The sequence below is a fragment of the Cupriavidus metallidurans CH34 genome (assembly GCF_000196015.1).
In the GTDB taxonomy this organism is placed as follows: Bacteria; Pseudomonadota; Gammaproteobacteria; order Burkholderiales; family Burkholderiaceae; genus Cupriavidus; species Cupriavidus metallidurans.
In genome coordinates this window covers 1048018-1072179 of record NC_007974.2, presented here as the reverse complement: position 1 = coordinate 1072179, position 24162 = coordinate 1048018, and the positions used below count along the sequence as shown (strand labels likewise).

Genomic DNA, 24162 nt, shown 5'->3' with positions numbered 1-24162 from the left:
ATTTACTGATCCGTTCTCAAGTATTGATACAGGGTTTCGCGACTGATTCCGAATTCACGAGCCAGCTTGGTCTTTTGCTCGCCAGCCTCGACACGTTGGCGCAGTTCGGCAATACGCTCAGACGACAGGGATTTCTTCCTGCCACGGTAGGCCCCGCGCTGCTTGGCGAGCGCGATGCCCTCGCGCTGCCGCTCGCGGATCAAGGCGCGTTCGAACTCGGCGAACGCGCCCATTACCGACAGCATCAGGTTCGCCATCGGCGAGTCCTCGCCGGTGAAGGTCAAATGCTCCTTAAGGAACTCGATGCGTACGCCGCGCTGGGTGAGGCCCTGCACCAGGCGGCGCAGGTCGTCGAGGTTGCGCGCCAGACGATCCATGCTGTGCACCACGACCGTGTCGCCTTCGCGCACGAAGGCGAGCAGCCGTTCCAGTTCGGGCCGCCGTGTGTCCTTGCCCGACGCCTTGTCGGTGAACACTTTATCCACCTGGATCTGTTCGAGCTGCCGTTCTGGGTTCTGGTCGAAGCTGCTGACGCGGACGTAACCGATGCGCTGACCGTGCAAGGTATCCTCCTGAGGGAAATGTGTCAGGAAGAAATCTATGACCCTTGACGGCGTATGTCAATCAATTCGGAAGGCAACTCTATTCTGACGATTTAGCGCCGGATGGTCTGACGCCAAGTTAGGGTATAGCTCAGACTGACATTATTATTGTTGCGCCGCCGCAAAGAAGGTAAAATGCCTTTTCCCAAAGAATCAGCAAGCCAACTATCGGAGTTCCTACCCGTGTAAGCCTCTTTCTCGCTGCGAGCCAGCTTCAATACACACCACGCTCGCACGAGGCTGCACGTCCGATTCACTGCGTCTTGCTGGCCCTGGATTACTCGGGGTTCGTTCTCTATTCCGCTGGCCGGGAAGACGCGCTTGCGTTCGCCCCAACTGCCACCACTGGCTGGCAACCACAACGGAATAGAAGAATGATGAAATCCTTACGCCAGGACTGGCTTTCCAATGTCCGAAACGACTTACTAGCGGGCATCGTCGTCGCGCTAGCGCTCATCCCCGAGGCAATCGCCTTCTCGATCATTGCGGGCGTTGATCCGAAGGTCGGTCTTTACGCCTCATTCAGCATTGCCGCGATCATTGCCTTTGCCGGTGGTCGCCCTGGCATGGTGTCTGCGGCCACAGGTGCAATGGCGCTGCTGATGGTGACCTTGGTCAAAGACCACGGCCTGCAATATCTGCTGGCTGCCACCGTGTTGACCGGCGTACTGCAAATTCTCGCGGGGTGGCTCAAGCTGGGCGCATTGATGCGCTTTGTCTCTCGCTCGGTCATCACCGGCTTCGTCAATGCGCTGGCCATCCTGATCTTCATGGCGCAGTTGCCCGAGCTGACCAATGTGACGTGGCACGTTTATGCCATGACGGCGGCAGGTCTCGGCATCATCTACGGCTTTCCCTACATCACCAAGGCCGTGCCGTCGCCGCTGGTTGCCATCGTCGTGTTGACCGGAGTGGCGATCTTCCTCGGCCTCGACATTCGCACTGTGGGCGACATGGGCAAACTGCCTGACAGTCTGCCGGTGTTCCTGCTGCCTGATGTGCCGCTGAACCTCGAAACGCTCAAGATCATCTTCCCTGTCTCGGCCACCTTGGCGGTCGTCGGCTTGCTGGAATCCATGATGACGGCTTCCATCGTCGATGACCTGACCGACTCCAACAGCAACAAGAACCGCGAATGCGTGGGTCAAGGTGTGGCAAACATTGCTACCGGCTTCCTCGGCGGCATGGCAGGTTGCGCCATGATTGGCCAGTCGGTCATCAACGTAAAATCCGGCGGTCGTGGCCGACTCTCCACGCTGGCCGCTGGCGTGTTTCTGCTGCTGATGGTGGTGTTTATCGGTGACTGGGTGGCCCGCATTCCGATGGCCGCACTGGTCGCGGTGATGATCATGGTGTCTATCGGCACCTTCAACTGGGCCTCGATCCGCAATCTGCGCGAGCACCCAAAAAGTTCCAGCATGGTGATGCTGGCCACCGTGGTAGTGACGGTTGGCACCCACGACTTGGCCAAGGGCGTGCTAATCGGAGTGCTGCTGTCGGGCTTCTTCTTCGCGCACAAGGTGGGCCAGATTCTGCGCGTCACCTCTCGCACCGAGGACGAAGGCCGCGTGCGCACCTACACCATTACCGGCCAAGTGTTCTTTGCCTCGGCGGATCGCTTCATCAATACCTTCGACTACAAGGAAGTCATCGAGAAAGTGCGCATTGACGTAAGTCGCGCCCACTTCTGGGACATCACCGCTGTTAGCGCCTTAGACAAGGTGGTCATCAAGTTCCGCCGTGAAGCCACCGAGGTCGAAGTCATCGGCTTGAACGAGGCCAGCGCCACAATGGTGGACAAGTTCGCCGTGCATGACAAAGACGGTGCCGAAGACATGCTGATGGGCCACTGAGAGGAAACAGGATCATGAAGAACGAAAACAAAGTGCTGGCCTGCGTGGATCAATCCCACTTCGCCGATTACGTGGCCGACTACGCCGCATGGGCCGCTCGCCGAATGGACGCGCCGCTGGAGTTTCTGCACGTCATCGACCGCCACCCCGAGCAGGGATCGGGCGAAGATCACAGCGGTGCCATCGGCATTGACGCCCAGGAAAATCTGCTGACCAAGCTCACCGCCGAAGACGAGGCCCGCACCAAGAATGCTCGCGAGCAAGGCCGCATCTTCCTGAACCGACTGCGCGAACGGGCCACCGCTGCCGGTGCCGCGCTGGTCGATGTTCGCCAGCGGCACGGCGAACTTGAAGCAACGCTGGCCGAACAGGAAGACGGCGTGCGCCTGCTGATACTCGGACGCCGTGGCGAAGCCGCAGAAGCCACACAGCGCGACTTGGGCCGCAATGTGGAGCGGGTGGTACGTTCGCTGCACAAACCGATCCTGACCGTGACCGAAGGCTTCAAAGAGCCGCAGCGCGTGATGATCGCCTTCGACGGCGGTGTCGTGACCCGGCGTGGCGTCGAAATGGTCGCTGGCAGCCCGCTGTTCCGAGGTTTGCCTATCATCCTGCTGATGTCGGGGAAGAAAAGCCAGGATGCACCCAAGCAGCTTGATTGGGCCAAGACCACCTTGGAATCGGCTGGCTTCGACGTCACCGCCTCACTGATCCCCGGCGATGCGGAAAGCATCATCGCCAAGACGGTCAAGGAGCAGTCCATCGACATGCTCATCATGGGCGCATTCGGTCACTCGCCGCTGCGCACTTTGATGTTCGGCAGCAAGACCGCTGACCTGCTGCGTTCCTCGACCATCCCCACGCTTCTACTGCGATAGCGAAGGAGTCGCCTCAATGGACATGGAACAGTTCCGCGCTCGACTGCTGATCGAGCAAAGGGAAACCGTTGAGGCAATCCAGCAGGCTCAACAGTCCGCCGCGCCGGTCGAGCTGGATCAATCCTGTGTCGGTAGGGTGTCGCGTATCGACGCCCTCCAACAACAGGCTCTTGCCCAAGGATTGCGGGAGCGGCTGACCATTCGCAAGCGCAAGGTCGAAGCTGCGCTGGCCCGCCTCGACTCTGGCACCTATGGGCTGTGCTGCGCCTGTCACAGTGATTTGGAGCCGGAACTGTTGAACGCCGATCCTGCTGTTGTGTTCTGCCAGGAATGCGCGACAGCGCGTCAATGACAAAGCCGTATTGATGCCCAACGGCGGAGCCGTTTTGCCTTAACGTGCTTTATTTTCCGTTTTCTGAGGCGACCCCAAGTTCAACGAAGACCGCACCGCGCACGTGGTGCCGCGCGTGGCGGGCGTTGTCGAATCGGTGTCCGCCAACCTTGGCCAGCGTGTGAAGAAAGGCGACCTGCTGGCGGTGTTCGCCAGCACGCAGTTATCGGATCAACGTAGTGAGTTGCTCGCCGCGCAGCGGCGCCTAGAACTGGCGCGCACTACCTACACCCGCGAAAAGAAGCTCTGGGAGGACAAGGTTTCCGCCGAGCAGGACTTCCTTGCGGCACGTACCGCGCTGCAGGAAGCCGAAATCGCCGAGCGCAACGCCGCCCAGAAACTGACCGCCATTGGCGCGAAGCCCAGCGCCCGTGCCATCAACCAGTTCGAGCTGCGCGCCCCCTTCGACGGCATCGTCGTCGAAAAGCACCTGGCACTCGGCGAAGCCGTCGCGGCGGAGACCGCGGTCTTCACGATCTCCGATCTCAACACGGTCTGGGCCGAGTTCGTCATCGCGCCAAAGGACCTCGGGCATGTGAAGCTGGGCGAATCGGTACGTATAGCTTCTGCTGCATTCGATGGCGAGGCGGAAGGCAAGGTCTCCTACGTCGGCGCCCTGCTCGGCCAGCAAACCCGTACCGCCACGGCCCGCGTGACGCTGTCGAACCCCGAGATGGCATGGCGCCCGGGTCTGTTCGTCACCGTCAGCGTGGCCACCGGCGACGCCGAAGCCCCAGTGATCATCGAAGCGGATGCGGTGCAGGTCGAGAACGGCCAGAAGCAGGTATTCGTTGAGGCGCCGGGAGGCTTCCTCGCCCGGGCGATCAAGACGGGCCGCACTGACGGCAAGCGCATCGAGATCGTCGACGGCCTGGCCGCCGGCGATCGCTATGTGGCGGGCAACAGCTTCGTGCTCAAGGCCGAACAGGGCAAGGGCAGCGCCGAGCATTCGCACTGAACGGAGAGTCATTCATGTTCGAACGTATTCTCCGCTTCGCCATCGCGCAGCGATGGCTCGTGATGCTGGCGGTCCTCGGCATGGCCGGGCTCGGCATCTACAACTACAGCCGCCTGCCGATCGACGCCGTCCCGGACATCACCAATGTCCAGGTACAGATCAACACTTCGGCGCCCGGTTACTCGCCGCTTGAAACCGAGCAGCGCGTCACCTATCCGCTTGAGGTCACCATCGCCGGCCTGCCGGGCCTGGAGCAGACCCGTTCGCTGTCGCGCTACGGCCTGTCCCAGATCACGGTGATCTTCAAGGACGGCACGGATATCTACTTCGCGCGCCAACTCGTCAACCAGCGCATCCAGGAAGCCAAGGACAAGCTCCCGGAAGGCGTGGTGCCTGCCATGGGCCCCATTTCCACCGGCCTCGGCGAGATCTACCTGTGGACCGTCGAAGCCGAGCCGGATGCGCGCAAGCCGGATGGCACGCCATACACGCCCACCGACCTGCGGGAGATCCAGGACTGGGTCATCAAGCCACAGTTGCGCAACGTGCCCGGCGTTACCGAAATCAACTCGATCGGCGGCTTCGCCAAGGAATACCTGGTAGCGCCAAGCCCTGAAAAGCTGGCCTCGTACGGCTTCTCGCTGCAGGACGTGGTGCAGGCGCTCGAACGCAACAACACCAATGTCGGCGCCGGCTATATCGAGCGGCGCGGCGAGCAGTACCTGGTGCGCGCGCCCGGGCAGGTCAAGTCGACCGACGACATCGGGGACGTCATCGTGGGCACCGCTCAAGGCTTGCCGATCCGTGTCCGTGATCTTGCCGAAGTGGACCTTGGCCGGGAGCTGCGCACCGGCGCCGCCACCGACAACGGCCGCGAAGTGGTACTGGGTACGGTCTTCATGCTGATCGGCGAAAACAGCCGCGCGGTATCCCAGGCCGTAGATGCGCGCATGGCCGTGATCAACAAGTCCTTGCCGGCAGGCATCAAGGCGGTCACCGTCTACGATCGGACCAATCTCGTCGACAAGGCCATCGCCACCGTCAAGAAGAACCTGCTCGAAGGCGCAGTGCTGGTGATCGCCATCCTGTTCCTGTTCCTCGGCAACCTGCGCGCGGCGCTGATCACCGCCATGGTGATCCCGCTGTCGATGCTGTTCACGTTCACCGGGATGGTGTCATACAAGATCAGCGCGAACCTGATGAGCCTGGGCGCGCTCGACTTCGGCATCATCGTCGACGGCGCCGTGGTGATCGTCGAGAACTGCGTCCGCCGTCTGGCTCATGCGAAAGAGCGCCTGGGACGCCCGCTGACACGCGCCGAACGCTTCGAGGAAGTGTTCGCGGCCGCGAGCGAGGCACGCCGGCCACTGGTTTATGGCCAGCTCATCATCATGATCGTCTACATCCCGATCTTTGCGTTGAGCGGAGTGGAGGGCAAGATGTTCCACCCGATGGCGATGACCGTAGTGCTGGCACTGATTGGCGCGCTGATCCTCTCCGTGACTTTCGTGCCGGCAGCCGTGGCGCTGTTTATTGGCGGCGGCGTCGAGGAAAAGGAAAACCGCATCATGGGCTGGGCTCGCCGCGGATACGAGCCGGTGCTCAAGCGCGCCCTGGCCAATACGCCGGTGGTGCTCGCTGGCGCGGGCATGGCGGTGCTGCTTAGCGGGCTGGTGGCGCTGCGCCTCGGGAGCGAGTTCATCCCCAACCTGAACGAAGGCGATTTCTCGGTACAGGCGCTGCGCATTCCGGGTACGAGTCTGACGCAGTCGGTGGCGATGCAGCAGCAGATCGAAACGCGCCTCAAGGCAACCTTCCCCGAGATCGAGCGCATTTTCGCGCGCACGGGTACCGCGGAGATCGCATCGGATCCGATGCCGCCCAACATCTCGGATGCCTACATCATGCTGAAACCACGCGACAAGTGGCCAGATCCCTCCCGTTCCCGCGAGTCGCTGCGCGCCGCGATCGAAGGCGAACTGGAGAAGATTCCGGGCAATCGCTACGAGTTCTCGCAGCCGATCCAGTTACGCTTCAACGAGCTGATTTCAGGCGTGCGCAGTGACGTGGCGGTCAAGCTGTTCGGCGACGATAACGAGGTGCTTGATACCACGGCGCAGCGCATCGCCAAGGTCCTGCAGACCGTGTCCGGCGCCACAGAGGTCAAGGTCGAACAGACCACGGGTCTACCGGTGCTGACCGTCGACGTCGACCGCGCCCGCGCGGCACGCTACGGGCTGAACATGATCGACGTTCAGGACACCGTCGCCATCGCCGTGGGCGGCCGCGACGCCGGCGTGTTCTACCAGGGCGACCGCCGCTTCAACATTGGCGTGCGCCTGCCGGAAGGCATTCGCGCCGACGTGGAAGCGCTGCGACGTCTGCCTATCCCCCTGCCCAAGGGCACCAACGCGGCAACGAGCTACATTCCGCTCGGCGAGGTCGCCACGCTGACCATTGCGCCAGGTCCGAACCAGATCTCACGGGAAAACGGCAAGCGCCGCATCGTCATCAGCGCCAATGTGCGGGGACGGGATCTCGGCACGTTCGTCCCCGAAGCCGTGGCGGCCATCGACGCGCGCGTGAAGATCCCCACCGGCTACTGGATTGCCTGGGGTGGCACATTCGAGCAGTTGCAGTCGGCGACGGAACGGCTCCAGATCGTCGTGCCCGTGGCGCTGCTGATGGTATTCGTACTGCTGTTCGCCATGTTCGGCAATGTGCGCGACGGGTTGATCGTCTTCACCGGGATTCCGTTTGCATTGACCGGTGGCGTCCTGGCCTTGTGGATGCGCGGTATTCCGTTGTCGATCTCCGCGGCGGTGGGCTTCATCGCGCTCTCCGGTGTGGCGGTGCTCAACGGACTGGTCATGCTCTCGTTTATCCGCTCGCTGCGTGAGGAAGGCCGATCGCTCGACGATGCCGTGTTCAACGGCGCGCTGACGCGGCTGCGCCCGGTGCTGATGACGGCGCTCGTGGCATCGCTCGGATTCGTGCCGATGGCGATTGCCACGGGCACCGGCGCAGAGGTGCAGCGGCCACTGGCCACGGTCGTGATCGGCGGGATATTGTCATCCACCGCGCTGACGCTGCTGGTACTACCGGTGCTGTATCGCTGGGCCCACGGGCGATTGGCGAGCCGCTGACATGACTGCCCCCTCTTCCGCGAACGCGGGAGAGGGGGCAGGAGAAAACCGGAGAAATGGAAAGAGGCGGAAAGAGGCGGGTGACGACGGCTTGGCCGCTCACCCGCAATACGTCAGTGCGTCAGTGTTCGCAGTTGACCATCCACGTCATGCCGAACCGGTCGACGAGCATCCCGAACCCCTCGGCCCAGAATGTCTTCTGGTAAGGCATGAACACCTGACCACCTTCGGCCAGCGCATTGAATATCCGCTGACCCTCTGCATTCGGCACGTCGCCCACCGACATCATGAAGCCGGAGAACGCGGGGGTCTGCCCCTCCCGGCCATCCGATGCCATGAACTGGCTGTCTCCCACCTGGATATTCGCGTGCATGACTTTCTCGGCCCAGGCGGGCGATGGCTTGGGCTGCCCTTCGGGCGCGTCCTTGTAGCGCATCATAAACGTCACTTTGGCGCCCATCACCTTGCCGTAGAACGCCATTGCCTCGTCAAATCGGCCGCCAAAATCGAGATACGGTTGCACCTGCATGTCGGTCTCCTTACGTGGAGCGGGCATATCCCGCGAGCCGACTATTATGCGCCTGCCCTACTGACAGCTTTGTCAGGAAAGTCGAGTTCGAACGTGGTTTGTCCGTCCACGCTGCGCACGGACACGCTGCCGCCATGCAGCCGCATGATGGTGTCGACAATGGCAAGGCCGAGGCCGGTGGATTTGGCCGAGTCGCGACGTGACGGATCGCCGCGATAGAAGCGTGCGAAAAGGTGCGGCAGCGCCTCCGGCGTGATCCCGGGGCCGCCGTTCACCACGCTGATGGCGGTATGGCCGGGCTGTCCACGTGACACGGCCAATTGCACCGTACTGCCCGCAGGCGCGTGACGCAGCGCGTTGTCCAGCAGATTGATGATGGCGCGCCGCAGCAACGGCTGGTCCGCAGTCACCGTGGCCGCGCCGGTGACGGACAGCGTCAGGTCGCGGTCGGCGGCCACAGCTTCGAAATACTCCGCCACCTTGTCCAGTTCCGCCCGCGCATCGAGTGGCCGCGCCCCGAGTGCAACCTGTGCGTTGTCGGCGCGCGCCAGGAACAGCATGTTTTCGATCATGCGCGACAAGCGCTCGTACTCCTCGAGATTCGACTCAAGCAACGATTCATACTCCGCCGCCGTGCGTCGCTGGGCCAGCGTGACCTGCGTCTGGCCCACGAGGTTACTGATCGGCGTGCGGAAGTCGTGCGCCAGATCGGCCGAGAACGTGGAAAGCCGCGTGAAGCTGTCCTGCAGGCGCGCGAGCATACCGTTGAACGCGCCCGCCAGATCGCGCAATTCCTCCGGTGCGCTGCCTACGTCGAGGCGCGTCGCCAGTCGGCTCGTGGTCACGGCCGCCGCATCGCTCGCCATCCGCCGCAAGGGCCGCAAGCCACGCCGTGCCAGCAGGAAACCGAGGGCCGCCGCCACGATCGCACCGCACAGCACCGCCACGAGCAACCGGCTGTGATACTCGCGCATCAGCGCCACGCGATAGCCCGCATCGCTGAGCACGACGATCTCCACAGTCTGACCGGAGTCGCCAATCTGGCCCAACGCGACGATGCCGCGTGACGGCACGCCATTGCGTGGATACCAGGTCTGCAATTGGGTCGTATCGGGCGCCGTGGCGAGCGGCAGCACGCGCAGATCTGGAACCCGTTCATTACGCGGGTTGAGCGTGACCAGCGGATCGCCGCCCAACGTGCGGACCACGAGCACCAGCCCTTCGTGCCCCATGGCGATATCGGCAAATCGGTGTGTGTCCGCGCGAATTTCGGCCTCACTGCCAACTTCACGCAGCAGATGCCGCACCAGCAGCACCTCGCCTACCAGCTCGCCTTCATCGCGCGCCTGCAACTGGTTACCCAGCGAACTCGACAGATACGTTGCCACGCCAACCAGCACCGCCGCCGTGGTCAGCCCATAGGCCAGCGCCAGCCGCGTGGTAAGCGATGCCGGCATTGCGGCCTGCAGCTTCGACAGCAACCGCATCATGCCTCGTCGAATTCGTCGAGCACGTAGCCCATGCCGCGGCGGGTATGGATCAGCTAGTTCGGGAACGGGTCATCCACCTTGGCACGCAGGCGTCGGATCGACACGTCCACGACGTTGGTGTTGCTGTCGAAGTTCATATCCCAGACCTGCGACGCAATCAGCGAGCGTGACAATACCTCGCCACGGCGCCGCGCCAGCAATTGCAGCAGCGCGAACTCCTTCGAGGTGAGGTCGATTTTCTGCCCCGCGCGGGTCACGCGGCGGCGGATGGTGTCGATCTGCAGGTCGGCCACCTCGATGAATTCGCTCTCGCGCAGCGGGCCACGCCGCAGGATCGTCCGGATACGCGCCACCAGTTCGGCAAAAGCGAACGGCTTGACCATGTAGTCGTCTGCGCCCAGTTCCAGCCCCTTGAGCCGATCGGACAATTCGTCACGCGCGGTCAGGCACAGCACGGGCGTGTCCTTGTCCCGGCGCAGTTCGCGCAATACCTGCCAGCCATCCATGCCGGGCAGCATCACGTCGAGCACGATCAGGTCATAGTGCTGCTCGCGTGCGTGGGCCAGCCCATCCACGCCGTCGCGGGCCAGATCGGCCACGAAGCCCGACTCGGTGAGTCCCTTGAGCAGATAATCACCGGCCTTCGGCTCGTCTTCGACAATCAGGATGCGCATGTTGGTTCACTTCCAAGCCGGCTTGGTACCGGCCCATTATTCGAGGTTCTGGATATAGACCGAGACACTAGCGGAGCTTTGCCACGAATTGGCGAACATTGCACGAATGTCATCTTGATATAGCCATTTTGCAACCGTTAGAGGCAGTACAATGCTGCAACTGCTCAACACAGGCAGTTCTAGCCCCTCGCAAGCCCCCAATTTCCTCGATGAAACGCCCGTTCTCCGGTCTCCTGTTGTGCCTTGCCTCACTCGCGCTGCCTGTCCAGGGCGCGGCTGCGGCTGATATGGCGGCCTGCGAATTGACGGAAGCAATCGGCCTGTCGATGCCCGAGCGGCACGCGGCGATCAAGATTGAAGCGGAAGCGGAGATTGGCCCGTTGAACGGCCTCAATGGAATGCAGGCCCAATGCGAGATAGGCCAGATGGGCCCCGCGCGAGGGCTGGAGGATGACCTGCCAGTCTGGCAGGATGCGCGACCCGCCGTTGATGCGCCGAATCACCCCGGCAAGCAACCGGGCGCCGCCGCCAGCAATGCGATGCTGTTGCAGGAATTACCACCCGCGGCGATGCAGTACCAGCGTCATGCGCAGCCGCTGGCTATTACCGCCTTCACATCCCTGCCGAACCTGGGCGGTTTCAAGTCCAAGTGCAACAAAAACTCAATGCACTAAATCCGGCTGCTGGGCCAGCCGCGCCAAATGCTCGGCATAGACCTCGATGGGCTTGCGCCACCCCAGAGTCATCCTGGGCCGTCCATTGAGCTCATCGGCCACAGCGTCCAACTGCTCCTGGCTGTAGCCACTCAGATCAGTCCCCTTGGGGAAGTACTGGCGCAAGAGCCCATTGGTGTTCTCGTTGCTCCCCCTTTGCCAGGGACTGTAGGGGTCGCAGAAGTACACCTTCATGCCTGTGTTCTCGCTGAGCTGGCGGTGCTCGGCCATCTCGCTGCCCCGGTCGTAGGTCAGGGTCTGGCGCATCGGCTGGGCTATTGTCTTGAGCTTGTCGCTGAAGGCTTGCAGTACATGCGCCGCTGTGGCGGGGTTGGGGTGTGGCAGCTTGACCAGCACCACCAGACGGGTGGTGCGCTCGACCAGCGTGCCAATCGCACTGGCGTTAGCCTTGCCTTTGATCAGATCACCCTCCCAGTGGCCGGGCAACTGGCGATCCTCGATCTCGGGTGCTCGCACATGGATGCTCAGCAAGTCTTGCGTCTCCTTGCGGCGATCCTTTCCCCTGGAGCGGGGCCAACGTTTGGCGTGGGCCATGCGCAGGCAGGACACCAGCTCCTTCTTGAGCTCTCCCCGGGGCTGGGCGTAGATGCAGGTGTAGATGCTTTCGTGTGAGGCTTGCAAGCGGCGATCCTGTGGGTGAAGACGCTGGAGTTCGTTGGCGATTTGCTGGGGCGACCACTTGTGGCGCAGGTAGTCGCAAACCAGCGGGAACAAGGGCCCTTGGCGGTGCAGCTTGGGGCTGGGACGGGCTTGGCGTTTGCGATTGTCACTGCGCTGCTGGGCGAACTTGGAGGCGTAGCCCTTGCCGCCTGCATTGCGATTGCACTCGCGGCTGATAGTGCTCTTGTCACGCCCCAGGGCCCTGGCTATGGCGCTGAGGCTTTGCTTTTGCTGCAGCCCCAGGGCTATCGCATGGCGTTCGGTCTCACTCAACTGCTGGTAATTTTTCTTGGTCATCTTGGCCTCAATTCTCGGTGTTGCACTTCGGAATTGAGGCCGCCCTGACTGCCGAGCGTTGCTGACGCATCCGGCCAGCCAATGATGCCGATACACCAGGCGCCCATGCGCCCAGTGGGGTATCGCATTGCTACTCGACGCGATAGAAGTCGATCGACTGCCCGGCATTGACCGCGCGTTGCAGCCAATCAGGGTATTCCCCATTACCGTCCCAGGTTTGCCCCATGGCGTTGCGGTACATCACACGCGGCGGCACTTCCGGCGTCGGCGTTGCGGCTTTCGCAACGGCGTCGGCCTGATCGGCAACTTCGATATGCGCATCGGCAAAACAGCCTGCCTCGACCAGGTCTTCGAACGTCAGGCCATGACGCTCCATCTGTTCGTGGACCCACACCACCGCGGCTTGTTTGGCTGACTCAGACTCGGACATGACTCATCGTGCGCGCCTGTCGACATGGCTGGACAGGCTGGAGAAAGGAAATTCTTGGGGGACGGCCCGCGCAGCGTGCATTGCGAACCAGATTGAGATTCTACAGGTTGTTTGGCGTGGATTTGTCGCCAAGGCCGAATTCATTGTCCGGTCGGCATCCTGTCCCGCAATCGTATCGCATTGCCTCGGACAAATGACATCAATGTCATTCAAGGGTCATGTTCGCGTCGGGACCCGCCCTCTAAACTGCATTCCAAGGTCGCGCAACGACCGATCAGACTCTCCAGCAAGCCGTGAACAACCCGTAACCCATATCACGAAGAGGATTCCAAGATGCGAACCATCAAGCAAGCCCTGCTCTACACTGCCCTGACCGCCACCCTCGCCAGCGCCGCCGGCTTGGCCAACGCCGCGCCGCGCAGCGCGGATCCGTTCACCGACGGCGCGCGCGTCACCAATCGCGATGGCCTGGTCGAGCGCACTGGCACACGCGATCCGTACACCGATGGTGGCCGCGCCATCCACGATCCGCGCAGCCCGTACACAGACGGCGGCTTCAGCGCAACGGGCAAGCGCGACGTGTTCACCGACGGGGCCTGATACAGGATGTCGCTCGATGCGTGACGTGTCATGACACGCTCACGCATCGACATCGGCCAGCGCCAGCTCCGTGAATTGCGCCGCAGGCATCGGCCTGCCAAGTAGATAGCCCTGCAACGCATCACACCCCAGACCTGCCAGGAACGACCGCTGAGCGGTCGTTTCCACGCCCTCAGCCACTACCTGCAAATTCAGCGTTCGGCCCAGCGCCACGATGGCCGATACGATCGCGGCATCCTCGCTGTCTTCCGCGAGATCGCGCACGAATCCCCGGTCGATCTTCAATTCGCTCGCTGGGATGCGCTTCAGATGCAGCAGGCTTGAATATCCAGTACCGAAATCATCGATCGCAATCCGCACGCCCATCTCGTCGAGCTGGGTCATGATCGCGAGCGTGGTCTCCACATCGCGCATGGCGGTGGTTTCCGTAATCTCGAGCGTCAATCGTCTTGGCTCGACCTTATGCCGCGCTAACGCCTCGGCTACCGACTCGACCATGCCCGCATGGCAGAACTGCAGCGCGGAAAGGTTGACCGCCATCGACCAGTGCGCGTGCCCCATGTCGTGCCATAACGCCAATTGCCGGCACGCCTCGTTGAGTACCCACGTCCCGATCGGCACGATTGCCCCGGTCTTCTCTGCCAGCGTGATGAACTGGTCCGGCATCAGCAGGCCCTGCACGGGATGATTCCAGCGCAGCAGCGCCTCGGCGCCTACCAGCACATTGTCAGCAGCCGAAAACTTCGGTTGATAGTGCAACTGCAATTGGCCGTTTCTCAGGGCCGCCCGCAAGTCCTGGATCAGCATCTGCTGCGCCCGCGCCTGATGGTTCATCGACCGCTCGAAGAAGTAGCTCGCGTTCCGGCCTGATGCCTTCGCGTGGTACATCGCGGCGTCGGCATTGGTCATCAGCGCGTCCTGATCCTGTCCGTCGACGGGGTAGATCGCAATGCCGATGCTGCCTGAGACGTGCACCATGTGGCCTGCCACATTTGCGGGCTCGCGCAGCACGTCGATCAGCTTCCCGGCGACGACACCCGCATCCTCAGGTTCGTCGACGTGCACCAGCAGCACGAACTCATCGCCACCGACACGCGCGATCGTATCTTCCGACGAAACCGATGCCCGCAGCCGATTGGCGATCTCCACCAACAGCCCGTCGCCGACCTGGTGCCCGTAGGTATCGTTGACGCCCTTGAATCCATCCAGATCGACGAAAAGCACGGCAAAACGGCCATGGTGCCGGGCCGCTGCCTGAATCGCCAGCGTGAAACGGTCTTCCAGCAGCACGCGGTTCGGCAGATGGGTGAGCTTGTCGTGTAGCGCCAGGAATTCCAGCTCTTCGTTCGCGACGCCCAGCGCGTCGGCCAGCACCGCCGTGCGCATTTCCAGGCGCATGTCGAGCACCGAGGTAATCAGCGCCACGGCCAGGACGCAGATCGTGATCACGAGAATGGGCAGCGCCAGCGTATTGCCCTGCAGCCCGCCGCCCGCTGCGCCACACACACTGCCGATAGGAAACCTCGCCGCGGCCATGCCGGTGTAGTGCATCGCCGCGACGGCGCCGCCCATCACCAGTGCCGCTCCAAAGCGCAGTTGATGCACGCGCGGCATGTGCCGCCGCAATCGGAAGGCAATCCAGAGCGCCGCCCCGGATGCCCCCACGGCGATCAGGATCGACAATAGAAACAACCACGGGTCGTACTGAATGCCCGGTTGCATGCGCAATGCCGCCATGCCCGTGTAATGCATGCTGGCTACGGCCCCGCCGAGCACCAGCGCGCCAAGCGCCAGCCGCCTGCGCGGCAGATGCTCCAGGCAGACGAGCCGCAGCGCGAATGCCGAGGCAACAACGGCGATCAGCAGCGAGACAGCCGTGATGGCGGGGTCGTAGCCCAGCGGAATCGGCAGGCTGAACGACAACATGCCCAGGAAGTGCATCGACCAGATGCCAAGCCCCATGGCCACTGCCCCGCCGGCCAGCCACAGCCGCGCATAGCGGCCGCTCGCGGTGGAGATGCGCCCTGCCATGTCCAGCGCGGTATAGGAAGCGAGAACGGCGACAATGACCGAAAACAGGACGAGTAACGCGTCGTAACTGGCGGGAAACATGGTGGGGGCGATGACTTCGAATGGGGCGATGACTTCGAGGTGGCGGCATTCTGACATCGACCGCCACTGCCCGCAAACGACCTATACTCTTGCCTCTCTTCGAAGTCACGGAGCAAAGTCATGCGGGTTGCATTCCTCGGGCTCGGCGTCATGGGCTACCCCATGGCCGGCCATCTGGCCGCCAAGGGCCATGACGTCACCGTTTACAACCGTACGGCAGCCAAGGCGGAGCGCTGGGTCCAGGCCTTTGGCAAGCACGGTGGCAAACAGGCAGCGACGCCGGCGCTGGCCGCAGTCGACTGTGACATCGTTTGTGCCTGTGTTGGCAATGACGATGACCTGCGCGCGGTCATGACGGGGCCAGATGGCGCGTTCCAGCACGCGGCGCCAGGCACTATCTTCGTCGACCACACCACCGCCAGCGCCAGCGTAGCGCGCGAACTGCACGAGGCCGCACGCGAGCGCGGCTGCCATTTCATCGATGCACCCGTTTCGGGCGGACAGGCTGGCGCCGAACAGGGCATCCTGACTATCATGTGCGGGGGCGACCCGGAAGCGTTCCAGCGCGCCGAGCCCGTCATCGCCGCCTATGCCCGCGCCGTCACCCGCATCGGAGAGAGCGGGGCCGGCCAGTTGGCCAAGATGGTCAACCAGATCAGCGTCGCCGGCCTGCTGCAGGCGCTTTCCGAAGCCATCGCGTTTGGCGAGCACGCCGGGCTGGACATGCGCGTGGTGCTCGACGTCATCAGCAAGGGCGCGGCGTCATCGTGGCAGATGGAAAACCGTGGCCCGACGATGCTCCAGAGCAAATTCGACTTCGGTTTCGCCGTGGACTGGATGCGCAAGGACCTGGGCCTGTGCCTGGACGAAGCCCGCCGCAATGGCGCCACGCTGCCGGTCACATCGCTAGTCGACCAGTTCTATGCAGACCTGCAACAAATGGGAAGCTCGCGAGACGACACCTCGTCGCTGATCAAGCGCTTGCGTCGCTCGTGACCCGTGCTCCGGCGCGCGGTGCCTGCCGTATCGAGACAGGAATAGACTGACCGTCCGACCATCCGACCGTCCGACAAACACCTACACCGCTTTCAGCACGCGCCCGAATGGTGAGCGGCCGGCCCGCACCTATGCTTGATGCGTGATGGAGGTTTCCGCTTCCTGGCCGGCGGGCAGGGTCGGTCAGGACGGCGCGGCATCGTCCGTAGATGGGATGGAGATGCCGCCACGCGCCGCACCATGGCGCCAGTTGCTGTTCTCCGCTTGCGGCAGCCATCAACGATGGCAATACATCGTCATCGCGGCATGGCACTGCGGGTTGATGCGACGGGCGGCATGATGCGGTACGTGGGAGTCACACCATCGCCAAGCCCTGGTGCGTCGCGCACCAGGGCTTCTTCATTTCTACGTCCGCCTGATTTTCGGCCTTGGTCTCAAGCTCAGTAGGACTTCGGCAATCCCAGCACCCGCTCGGCGATATGGCACATGATCAGCTGTGCGCTGACCGGTGCGATACGCGGGATATAGGATTCGCGCAGATAGCGCTCGACGTGGTATTCCCGGGCATAGCCCATGCCACCCAGCGTCAGCACGGCGGTCTGACAGGCCTGGTGCGCGGCCTCGGCGGCCAGATACTTCGCCGCATTCGCCTCGGCGCCGCACGGCTTTCCATTGTCGTAGAGCCAGGCGGCCTTCCACACCATCATGTCGGCCGCTTCCAGCGCCATCCACGCCTGGGCCAGCGGATGCTGAATCCCCTGGTTCTGGCCGATCGGCCGCCCGAACACCGTGCGCTCGCGCGCGTAGCGCGTGGCCGCCTCCAGCGCGGCGCGGCCAAGGCCTACCGATTCCGCGGCGATCAGAATGCGTTCGGGGTTCAGGCCATGCAGGATGTACTCAAAGCCACGGCCCTCCTCGCCGATACGATCCTCCGCGGGCACCATCAGGCCGTCGATGAACAGCATGTTCGAATCGACCGCGCCCCGCCCCATCTTGTCGATCTCGCGTACCTCGATGTGGTTCCGGTCCAGCGTCGTGTAGAACAGGCTCAAACCCTGGGTCGGCTTGGCCACCGCATCTAGCGGCGTGGTACGCGCCAGCAGCAGCATGCGCGATGCCACCTGCGCCGTCGAAATCCAGATCTTGCGGCCGTCCACGCGATAGGCGCTGCCGTCGGCGGTGCGCACGGCCTGCGTCTTCAGGTGCGTGGTATCCAGCCCGGCGTCAGGCTCGGTCACGGCAAAACATGCCTTGTCGCGCCCCGCGATCAGCGGCGGCAACGCGGCGGCCTGCTGGGCCTCGGTGCCGAACACCACCACCGGATTCAGGCCGAACACGTTCATATGGATCGACGATGCCCCGGAGAAGCCTGCACCCGACGCCGAGACCGTCTGCATGATCAGCGCCGCTTCGGTGATCCCCAGCCCCGCGCCGCCGAACCGTTCGGGCATGGCGATGCCCAGCCAACCCGCGTCGGCCATCGCCCGATGGAAAGCCTCGGGAAACTTGTGCTCGCGGTCGAGTTCAGCCCAGTACTCGGCTCCAAAATCGCTGCAAAGCTGCGTCACGGCCTCGACGATCGCGTTCTGCTCAGGTGTCCTTTCGAAGTTCATCTATGTGTCCTCTTATTCCGGCTGGATGCCGGCGTCCTTCACCAGCTTGTTCCACTTCACCAGTTCGCTGCCCACAAAGCCCGCGAACTGCTGTGGCGTCTGCCCGAAGGCTTCAAAACCAAGCGCTTCAAACTTGGGCGCCACTTCCTTGCTCGCGGCGATCTTCGACAGCTCGCGGTTCAACCGGTCGACGATCGGCTGCGGCGTCTTTGCCGGCGCGAAGACGCCATTCCACGAGGTGATGTCGAACCCCTTCAACTCGGGTGCATCCCCGATCGGAGGCAGGTCCGGCAACAGCCGGCTGCGCTGCGCCGTGGTCACCGCCAGCGCCCGCATCCGGCCCGCCTTGACGTTGGCGATACCAGCGGCGACGTCGACGAACATCATCGGCACCTGACCCGCAATCACGTCGGTCATGGCCGGCGGGGTGCTCTTGTATGGCACGTGCAGCAGATCGATCTGAGCCATACGGGCCAGCGTGGCGCCTGACACGATGCCGGTGCTGTTGCCGCTGGCGTATGACATGCCCGGATGCGACTTCGCATAGGCAATCAGCTCCCCGACGGTCTTGACCGGCAACTTCGGATTGATGACCAGCATGAACGGCAGGTTCCCCATGCGCGCGACCGGCGTGAAATCCTTGATCGGGTCGTACGGCAGCTTCTTCATCAGCGAAGGGTTGGCCGAATGCGTCGTGTTCGTTGTCATGAACAGCGTATAGCCGTCGGGAGCGGCCTGCGCGACGATTTCCGCCGCGATCGAGCCGTTCGCCCCCGGACGATTGTCGACGATCACGTTTTGATTCAACGCATCGCCCAACTCCTTTGCCGTAATGCGCGCGACCGCATCGGTACCGCTTCCCGCCGCGAACGGCACAACCAGGCGGATCGGCCGGCTTGGATAGGCGTCATTGGCGCTCGCCGGCAGCGAAATCGCGGCAGCGGGCAACGCCAGGATGGCAGCGGCCAGCGTGCGCCGAATGCGGAAATTGGGCATGGTGTCTCCTCGGTTTTCTTGTCGGCGGCGGGCGCCGCCACGCTTCGATACGTACTGTGTGCTCACTCGGGCCGGATCACGCGATCGGGCGACTCTTCATATGGCGGGGCATAGACGACGAGCAGCTTGACCGGTTCGTCGCTGATCACCGTGAAGACGTGCATCGCGTCGGCCGGAAAGAAGCAGCAGTCGCCAGGACCAAGCTCCTGCGCGTGGCCATTGACCTCGGCACGCGCGCGCCCTTCCAGGACGTAACAGACCTGCTCAATGCCGGGATGCGCATGGGGCAATGCGCCCTTCCCCCGTTCGATGGTGCCGTGGATGACTTCAAGCTGCGTGGCGCCGACGTTTTCGCGGCCGATGATGCGGCGATTCAGTGTGCCGACGTGATTGGCGGGGTGATATCCGGCGACGTCCTCGGTGCGGACGAAGTAGACGGGCGATGCGGTCATGGGTGGGCTGTCTCCAACTTCGAGCCCGCCGGGCACAGTGCACGCCGGTCAGACTCTGTTTTCATGTTTGTGAAACAGATTTTATCCCCATGAAAAATACCGTCAACTAGGGATTGCTCCGGATCTGACGTCTCAGCGCCCGCATGACCGCGCAAACCGGGGGCAGCCACTATCCCTATTCGACAGGATCAAATTCCTCCCTTGGCCTGCCTGCGCGCCGTGCACTAGACTGCTCTCACAAAAAAAGCATGACCGTTCAGTTTTATTCGCTTGGTGCATCCGCGCCATGAGCCATCGTCATGACGCTTGCATCCGGGTCGACCTCGAAGTGCAACCGGAAGGAGACAATGCATGGAATCGAAGAACGTTCCGCACGTGGCCGAATTACTGCGCGACGCGCCGAAAAACTGGGGCAAATGGGGATCTGACGACGAAGTCGGCTCGCTCAACTACCTGACCCAGGCCGAAGTGCTGCGCGGCGTGGCAGCCGTACGCTCGGGCAAGACCTTCACGCTGCAGATCCAGATGGGCAACCCGAAGGGGGATCCGGTCTGGCCCGGCCGCTCGCAGGCGCGTCGTCTGAACGTGATGGACAAGGGCCACTACCTGTGCGGCAAGGCGCCGATCTTCCCGGGGCAAGGCGAGTACGCGGACGACATGATGATCATGTACCTGCAAGGCTCCACCCAGTACGATGCCCTCGGCCATGTCTGGTACGGCGACCAGCTCTGGAACGGCTATGACGCCAAGTCGACCATCGGCGGCATGGAAAAAGCCAGCGTGCTGCCCATCGCCGAACGCGGCATCGTCGGCCGTGGCGTGCTGATCGACATGGCGCGCCATCGCGGCAAGGCCGTGCTCGATCCCGGTGAGACCTTCACCCACCTCGACCTGCTGGCCGCAGCCGAAATGCAGGGCGTGCGTATCGAAAAGCATGACATCGTCATCATCCGCACCGGCTGGATTGGTTCCTTCTACGAGCGCGATCAGGCTGAGTTCTACAAGAATTTCATCGAGCCGGGTCTGACCTACAGCCCTGAACTGGTGGAGTGGTTCCACAAGATGGAGATCCCGAATCTGGTCACCGACACCATCGCCAACGAGGTCACGGTGGACCCGGTCTCTGGCGTGGCGCTACCACTACACAATGCGTTGATGCGCAACCTCGGCGTGACGCTGACGGAAATCGCACAGCTTGACCCGCTGGCCACGGATTGCGCCGACGACGGTCAGTGGAGCTTCCTCTATACCGCCGCGCCGCTGAAGGTCGTGAACGGCAGCGGAGCACCGGTCAATCCGGTCGTCATCAAGTAGGCGGAGGCAGGGGTTCTTCCACCCATGCGTCCGCCTGCTTGATGACCGCGGACGCACCCTGCCACGCGCGGCGGCACGCATGGTGTGCCGCCGTTCCACTTTCCGGAGACACCATGACGCCCTATGACCGCAAGCCCTGGCTGTCGAGCTACGAGCCGGGCAAGCCCCACGCGATCACGCCCGAGTTCACCGACGCGCTGAGCCTGTTCCGTGCCGCGGTAGCGCGCGCGCCGTCGCTGCCAGCCATTCTCTACTTCGACGGCAGCCTGAGCTACGCCGAACTCGACACGCAATCCGACGCGCTCGCCTGCGCGTGGCAAGACCGCGGCATCACGCGCGGAGAACGCGTGGCCATTTACCTGCAGAACATCCCGCAGTTCGTCATCGCTCTGGTGGCGACGTGGAAGCTGGGCGCCATTGCCGTGCCCGTCAACCCGATGAACCGCGCGCGCGAACTGCGCGTGATCCTGGCGGATTCGGGCGCTCGCCTGCTGGTTTGCTCCGAGACTCTGTACGTCGATATCGTCCGCCCCCTGCTTGCCGAAGAAGCCAATGCGGAAAACGGCGTGCTGCCTCTGGTGATGACGACATCCGAACTGGAGTACCAACGGCGCCACGACCCACGGCTGTTCGCCAATACGAGCCGACAGGAGACACCGGGCGCGGAATCCCTGTCGGCAGTGATCGCAGCCAACGCCGGCCGCCATCCTCCGCCAGCGGCGCTGGGGCCGAACGACATCGCCATGCTGGTGTACACCTCCGGCACCACCGGCGTGCCCAAGGGCGCGATGAACACCCACGGCAACGTAGCCTTCAACGCCCAGGTCTACCGCGACTGGATCACGCTGGGCGAAGGCGAGCCCATCCTCGGCGTCGCGCCCCTGTTTCATATCACCGGGCTGATCGGCCATATCGGCGCCGCCTTCATGTGCGCCGCCCCGCTGGTGCTGGCCTGTCGCTTCGAACCGGGCGTGATGCTCGACACGCTGCGCGAACATCGCCCCGCCTTCACCATCGGCGCCATCACCGTGTTCATCGCGCTGATGAACCACCCGAACGCCACGCGCGATTGCTTCGCGTCGCTGACCAAGATCTACTCCGGCGGCGCGCCGATTCCGCCCAGCGTGGTGGAGGCCTTTCGCGAGCGCTTCGGTCACTACATCCACAACGGCTACGGCCTGACCGAGACCAACTCGCCAACGCACGTGGTGCCGCGCGGGGTCGAGGCGCCTGTGGACCCGGCCTCCGGCACCCTTGCCGTGGGCGTGCCGGCCTACAACGTCGAGTCCTATATTGGCGACGACGAAGGCAAGCCGATGGCGGTTGGCGAAGTCGGCGAGATCATTTCGCGTGGGCCGATGATCGTGCCGGGATACTGGAACAAGCCGCAGGAGAGCGCCAAGGCCATCGTCGATGGTTACTTCCGCACGGGGGATGTCGGGTTCATGGACGAACGCGGCTGGTTCTACCTCGTGGACCGCAAGAAGGACATGATCAACGCCAGCGGCTACAAGGTCTGGCCACGCGAGGTGGAGGACGTGCTGTACACCCATCCCGCCGTGCGGGAGGCCGCCGTGGTTGGCGTACCTGATGCCTACCGTGGCGAGACGGTGAAAGCCGTGGTCAGCCTCAAGCCCGGGACGAACGTCACGCCGGAAGAACTGGCGGAGTACTGCAAGGCCCGGATGGCGGCGTACAAGTATCCCCGCGTGGTGATGATCATGGACGAGCTTCCCAAGACCGTTACCGGGAAGATCTTGCGACGGGAGTTGCGGGGGTAATCATCGGGTTTTGGCTTTGGTCTTGGACGGTGCTACTCGATCGCCATCGGGTAGCACGCCGTCTGAATCCATGCATCGGCCACCGACCCCCTGGATAATCCCTCATCCTTGCGTGGATCGAGAGCGCCAGGGGCGCTCCTCGCCGTAGACTTGGGGCGTTCCGACTGCCGAGCGTCCGCATGAACCGCCTGATCTCAAGCCTTTGTCTGCTAGCAATCCTCACGCTGCCTGGATGCGGGAGCGTCGAGCCAGCCAAAGAGCCCGAAGCACCCGTCGACGCGGGTAAGCTGGCTGCCGGCGGCCCCACCGTCACTATCGAAGAGGCATACAGCCTTCTCGGAGGTATGCCGTCCGCGGCCTGCACCGGCACGACGTGCGTCCTGACAGCGCCGGGACGGGATACCTATCGGTGCGCGGACGGCGTCTGCACGAAAGGAAACGCACCGACCCGCTGAAGTCCGGCGCGGAGCAGCGGTACGACTGAAGAGAACCGCAGGCAAGGTTTGCCAGGCGAATCGGTGCTCGCTGACCCTTAGAACCCGCCGCCACGCTTCTGCTCGTGCTCACGTTGGCAGGCCGTGCACCGTTTGGCCGTCGGGTATGCCTGCAGTCGCTCGAATGGAATCGGCTCCTCGCACTCGCGGCAGATCGCATAGGAGCCGAGCGTCATCCTGCCGCGCGCGGCCGCGATGTCTTCCAGTTCCACGCGGTAATGCTCGCGCATCGCATCGGCCTGCCGCTGACCGATCTCCCGATCCGCGACGTCCGTTTTGTCGCCCGGATCCTGCCGCTCCAGCGGCGCTCGCGGCGTGGCGCCGGTACCCAGTGCGGCACGCGCGCGGGCTTCTTCTACGTCGAGCATTGCGGCCAAGGTGGCAAATTGTGCGGAAGTCAGTGCATTCATGGAGGGGCTCCTTGTAGGGTGTGAGAAGCAAAATGCCCAAGGGGCATCTTTTCAAGATATGCCTCGACGTGCGTATCCATCTGCTCCCAGATCAAGAATGACGGCGGTATCCGGTGACACTGGTGACATATTGCCAGCGCCGCGACTGCCTGGCAGGCATCGCGGAGGCATGAAGGGGCGCTATCCGCCCGTTACGCACGCATGCAGCCTGCTCCGTCAGAAAAACCTGACAATCCACGCGATACGACTGACGACACTCTCAGTGCACCCTGCTTTCGCGAGCGATCGGCGGACGCGATACTCGCCCGATGATTTCGCGTACCAACACCGACCGACTGACTGTGTATCTGGTCGAAAGAACGCCGTCTGTCAGGCGCAGGCAGTTGCGCCTGCTGGCGTCCCTGGACGGTCTACGTGTGGCCGGCGCCGGACACGATGCGCAAGCCCATCAAACGGAACTGGTAGACCTCCAGCCGGACGTCGTGCTGATCGGCCTGAACGCCACGGAGAACACACCTCTGCCGCGAATCCGCGCGCTCGCGATCGCCTTGCCGGCCAGCACGCTGATCGTGCTGGCCAACGAGGGCACACCGCAGATGCGCCGCGCGTGCCTGATGGCTGGCGTGGCCCACTGCTTCGACAAGACGCTCGAGATTGTGGAACTACGCAACCTGCTGCTCGCCATGGCGAGCACGGCACGGCAACACCGGCAACGATAACCCCCTGAATTCCTACTGACCGCAAGGACGCCC

21 protein-coding genes and 1 pseudogene are annotated in these 24162 nt (G+C 63.1%); 11 read left to right on the top strand and 11 right to left on the bottom strand.

All coding sequences use genetic code 11. From position 1 onward, the window contains the following. Positions 1-2: 2 nt before the first annotated feature. On the bottom strand, positions 3-563 hold the full coding sequence (locus RMET_RS23045) for a recombinase family protein (protein WP_003124096.1): 561 nt from the start codon (positions 561-563) through the stop codon (positions 3-5). 413 nt (positions 564-976) lie between these two features. On the opposite strand from RMET_RS23045, the gene RMET_RS23040 reads away from it, so the two are divergent. The 5 genes and pseudogenes from RMET_RS23040 (at position 977) to RMET_RS23020 (ending at position 7828) form a co-directional block, all read left to right on the top strand. Next, positions 977-2455 (top strand): SulP family inorganic anion transporter, encoded by a 1479-nt coding sequence (locus RMET_RS23040; RefSeq protein WP_011518938.1) that lies wholly within the window; start codon positions 977-979, stop codon positions 2453-2455. A 14-nt stretch (positions 2456-2469) separates the two neighbouring features. Next, positions 2470-3333 carry a universal stress protein gene (locus tag RMET_RS23035; RefSeq protein WP_011518937.1) on the top strand — a complete coding sequence of 288 codons (864 nt, stop codon included), beginning with the start codon at positions 2470-2472 and terminating at the stop codon, positions 3331-3333. Positions 3334-3349: 16 nt separating this feature from the next. After that, positions 3350-3685, top strand: coding sequence for a TraR/DksA family transcriptional regulator (locus RMET_RS23030; RefSeq protein WP_011518936.1), 336 nt, complete (start codon positions 3350-3352; stop codon positions 3683-3685). Between the two features lie 67 nt (positions 3686-3752). Beyond that, positions 3753-4682: pseudogene (locus RMET_RS23025) on the top strand (efflux RND transporter periplasmic adaptor subunit); the annotation flags it as partial. Between the two features lie 14 nt (positions 4683-4696). Then, positions 4697-7828 (top strand): CusA/CzcA family heavy metal efflux RND transporter, encoded by a 3132-nt coding sequence (locus RMET_RS23020; RefSeq protein WP_011518935.1) that lies wholly within the window; start codon positions 4697-4699, stop codon positions 7826-7828. Positions 7829-7949: 121 nt separating this feature from the next. Here RMET_RS23020 and RMET_RS23015 read toward each other — a convergent pair whose 3' ends face one another. The 3 genes from RMET_RS23015 to RMET_RS23005 are packed head-to-tail and all read right to left on the bottom strand — an operon-like array spanning position 7950 to position 10521. Further along, positions 7950-8357 (bottom strand): VOC family protein, encoded by a 408-nt coding sequence (locus tag RMET_RS23015; RefSeq protein ID WP_008646756.1) that lies wholly within the window; start codon positions 8355-8357, stop codon positions 7950-7952. Positions 8358-8401: 44 nt separating this feature from the next. After that, positions 8402-9844, bottom strand: a complete 1443-nt coding sequence (locus RMET_RS23010) for a heavy metal sensor histidine kinase (protein WP_011518933.1) — start codon at positions 9842-9844, stop codon at positions 8402-8404. Between the two features lie 56 nt (positions 9845-9900). Further along, on the bottom strand, positions 9901-10521 hold the full coding sequence (locus RMET_RS23005) for a heavy metal response regulator transcription factor (protein ID WP_011518932.1): 621 nt from the start codon (positions 10519-10521) through the stop codon (positions 9901-9903). A 209-nt stretch (positions 10522-10730) separates the two neighbouring features. Here RMET_RS23005 and RMET_RS23000 point away from each other — a divergent pair, with 209 nt between their 5' ends. Next, on the top strand, positions 10731-11195 hold the full coding sequence (locus RMET_RS23000) for a hypothetical protein (protein ID WP_011518931.1): 465 nt from the start codon (positions 10731-10733) through the stop codon (positions 11193-11195). Here RMET_RS23000 and RMET_RS22995 read toward each other — a convergent pair. Further along, on the bottom strand, positions 11184-12212 hold the full coding sequence (locus RMET_RS22995) for an IS30-like element IS1088 family transposase (RefSeq protein WP_011516271.1): 1029 nt from the start codon (positions 12210-12212) through the stop codon (positions 11184-11186). The two genes, RMET_RS23000 and RMET_RS22995, sit on opposite strands and share 12 nt — an antisense overlap. Before the next feature lie 130 nt (positions 12213-12342). After that, entirely contained in the window at positions 12343-12642 is a 300-nt protein-coding gene (locus RMET_RS22990) for an H-NS family nucleoid-associated regulatory protein (protein WP_011518930.1), read from the bottom strand. Positions 12643-12975: 333 nt separating this feature from the next. Here RMET_RS22990 and RMET_RS22985 point away from each other — a divergent pair, with 333 nt between their 5' ends. Further along, on the top strand, positions 12976-13242 hold the full coding sequence (locus RMET_RS22985; RefSeq protein ID WP_011518929.1) for a hypothetical protein: 267 nt from the start codon (positions 12976-12978) through the stop codon (positions 13240-13242). A gap of 39 nt (positions 13243-13281) precedes the next feature. Here the strand turns inward: RMET_RS22985 and RMET_RS22980 are convergent, their stop codons facing one another. Next, positions 13282-15354 (bottom strand): putative bifunctional diguanylate cyclase/phosphodiesterase, encoded by a 2073-nt coding sequence (locus RMET_RS22980; RefSeq protein WP_029310033.1) that lies wholly within the window; start codon positions 15352-15354, stop codon positions 13282-13284. Positions 15355-15474: 120 nt separating this feature from the next. Here RMET_RS22980 and RMET_RS22975 point away from each other — a divergent pair, with 120 nt between their 5' ends. Then, positions 15475-16350 carry an NAD(P)-dependent oxidoreductase gene (locus tag RMET_RS22975; protein ID WP_011518927.1) on the top strand — a complete coding sequence of 292 codons (876 nt, stop codon included), beginning with the start codon at positions 15475-15477 and terminating at the stop codon, positions 16348-16350. Positions 16351-16790: 440 nt separating this feature from the next. Here the strand turns inward: RMET_RS22975 and RMET_RS22970 are convergent, their stop codons facing one another. The 3 genes from RMET_RS22970 to RMET_RS22960 form a co-directional block, all read right to left on the bottom strand. Beyond that, on the bottom strand, positions 16791-17963 hold the full coding sequence (locus RMET_RS22970; RefSeq protein WP_011518926.1) for an acyl-CoA dehydrogenase family protein: 1173 nt from the start codon (positions 17961-17963) through the stop codon (positions 16791-16793). Positions 17964-17975: 12 nt separating this feature from the next. After that, complete coding sequence (locus RMET_RS22965) at positions 17976-18959, bottom strand: Bug family tripartite tricarboxylate transporter substrate binding protein (RefSeq protein WP_011518925.1); 984 nt, start codon at positions 18957-18959, stop codon at positions 17976-17978. Between the two features lie 62 nt (positions 18960-19021). Continuing rightward, on the bottom strand, positions 19022-19411 hold the full coding sequence (locus tag RMET_RS22960; RefSeq protein ID WP_008646773.1) for a cupin domain-containing protein: 390 nt from the start codon (positions 19409-19411) through the stop codon (positions 19022-19024). A 351-nt stretch (positions 19412-19762) separates the two neighbouring features. On the opposite strand from RMET_RS22960, the gene RMET_RS22955 reads away from it, so the two are divergent. Both RMET_RS22955 and RMET_RS22950 read left to right on the top strand, forming a co-directional pair. Beyond that, positions 19763-20725: a cyclase family protein gene (locus tag RMET_RS22955; protein ID WP_011518924.1), complete on the top strand. Its 963-nt coding sequence runs from the start codon at positions 19763-19765 to the stop codon at positions 20723-20725. A 113-nt stretch (positions 20726-20838) separates the two neighbouring features. Continuing rightward, positions 20839-22506, top strand: a complete 1668-nt coding sequence (locus RMET_RS22950) for a class I adenylate-forming enzyme family protein (RefSeq protein ID WP_011518923.1) — start codon at positions 20839-20841, stop codon at positions 22504-22506. Positions 22507-23038: 532 nt separating this feature from the next. Here the strand turns inward: RMET_RS22950 and RMET_RS22945 are convergent. Beyond that, entirely contained in the window at positions 23039-23410 is a 372-nt protein-coding gene (locus tag RMET_RS22945; RefSeq protein ID WP_011518922.1) for a TraR/DksA family transcriptional regulator, read from the bottom strand. A 308-nt stretch (positions 23411-23718) separates the two neighbouring features. Between RMET_RS22945 and RMET_RS22940 the strand changes: the two genes are divergently transcribed. Then, positions 23719-24129, top strand: a complete 411-nt coding sequence (locus tag RMET_RS22940; protein ID WP_011518921.1) for a response regulator — start codon at positions 23719-23721, stop codon at positions 24127-24129. Positions 24130-24162: the final 33 nt, after the last annotated feature.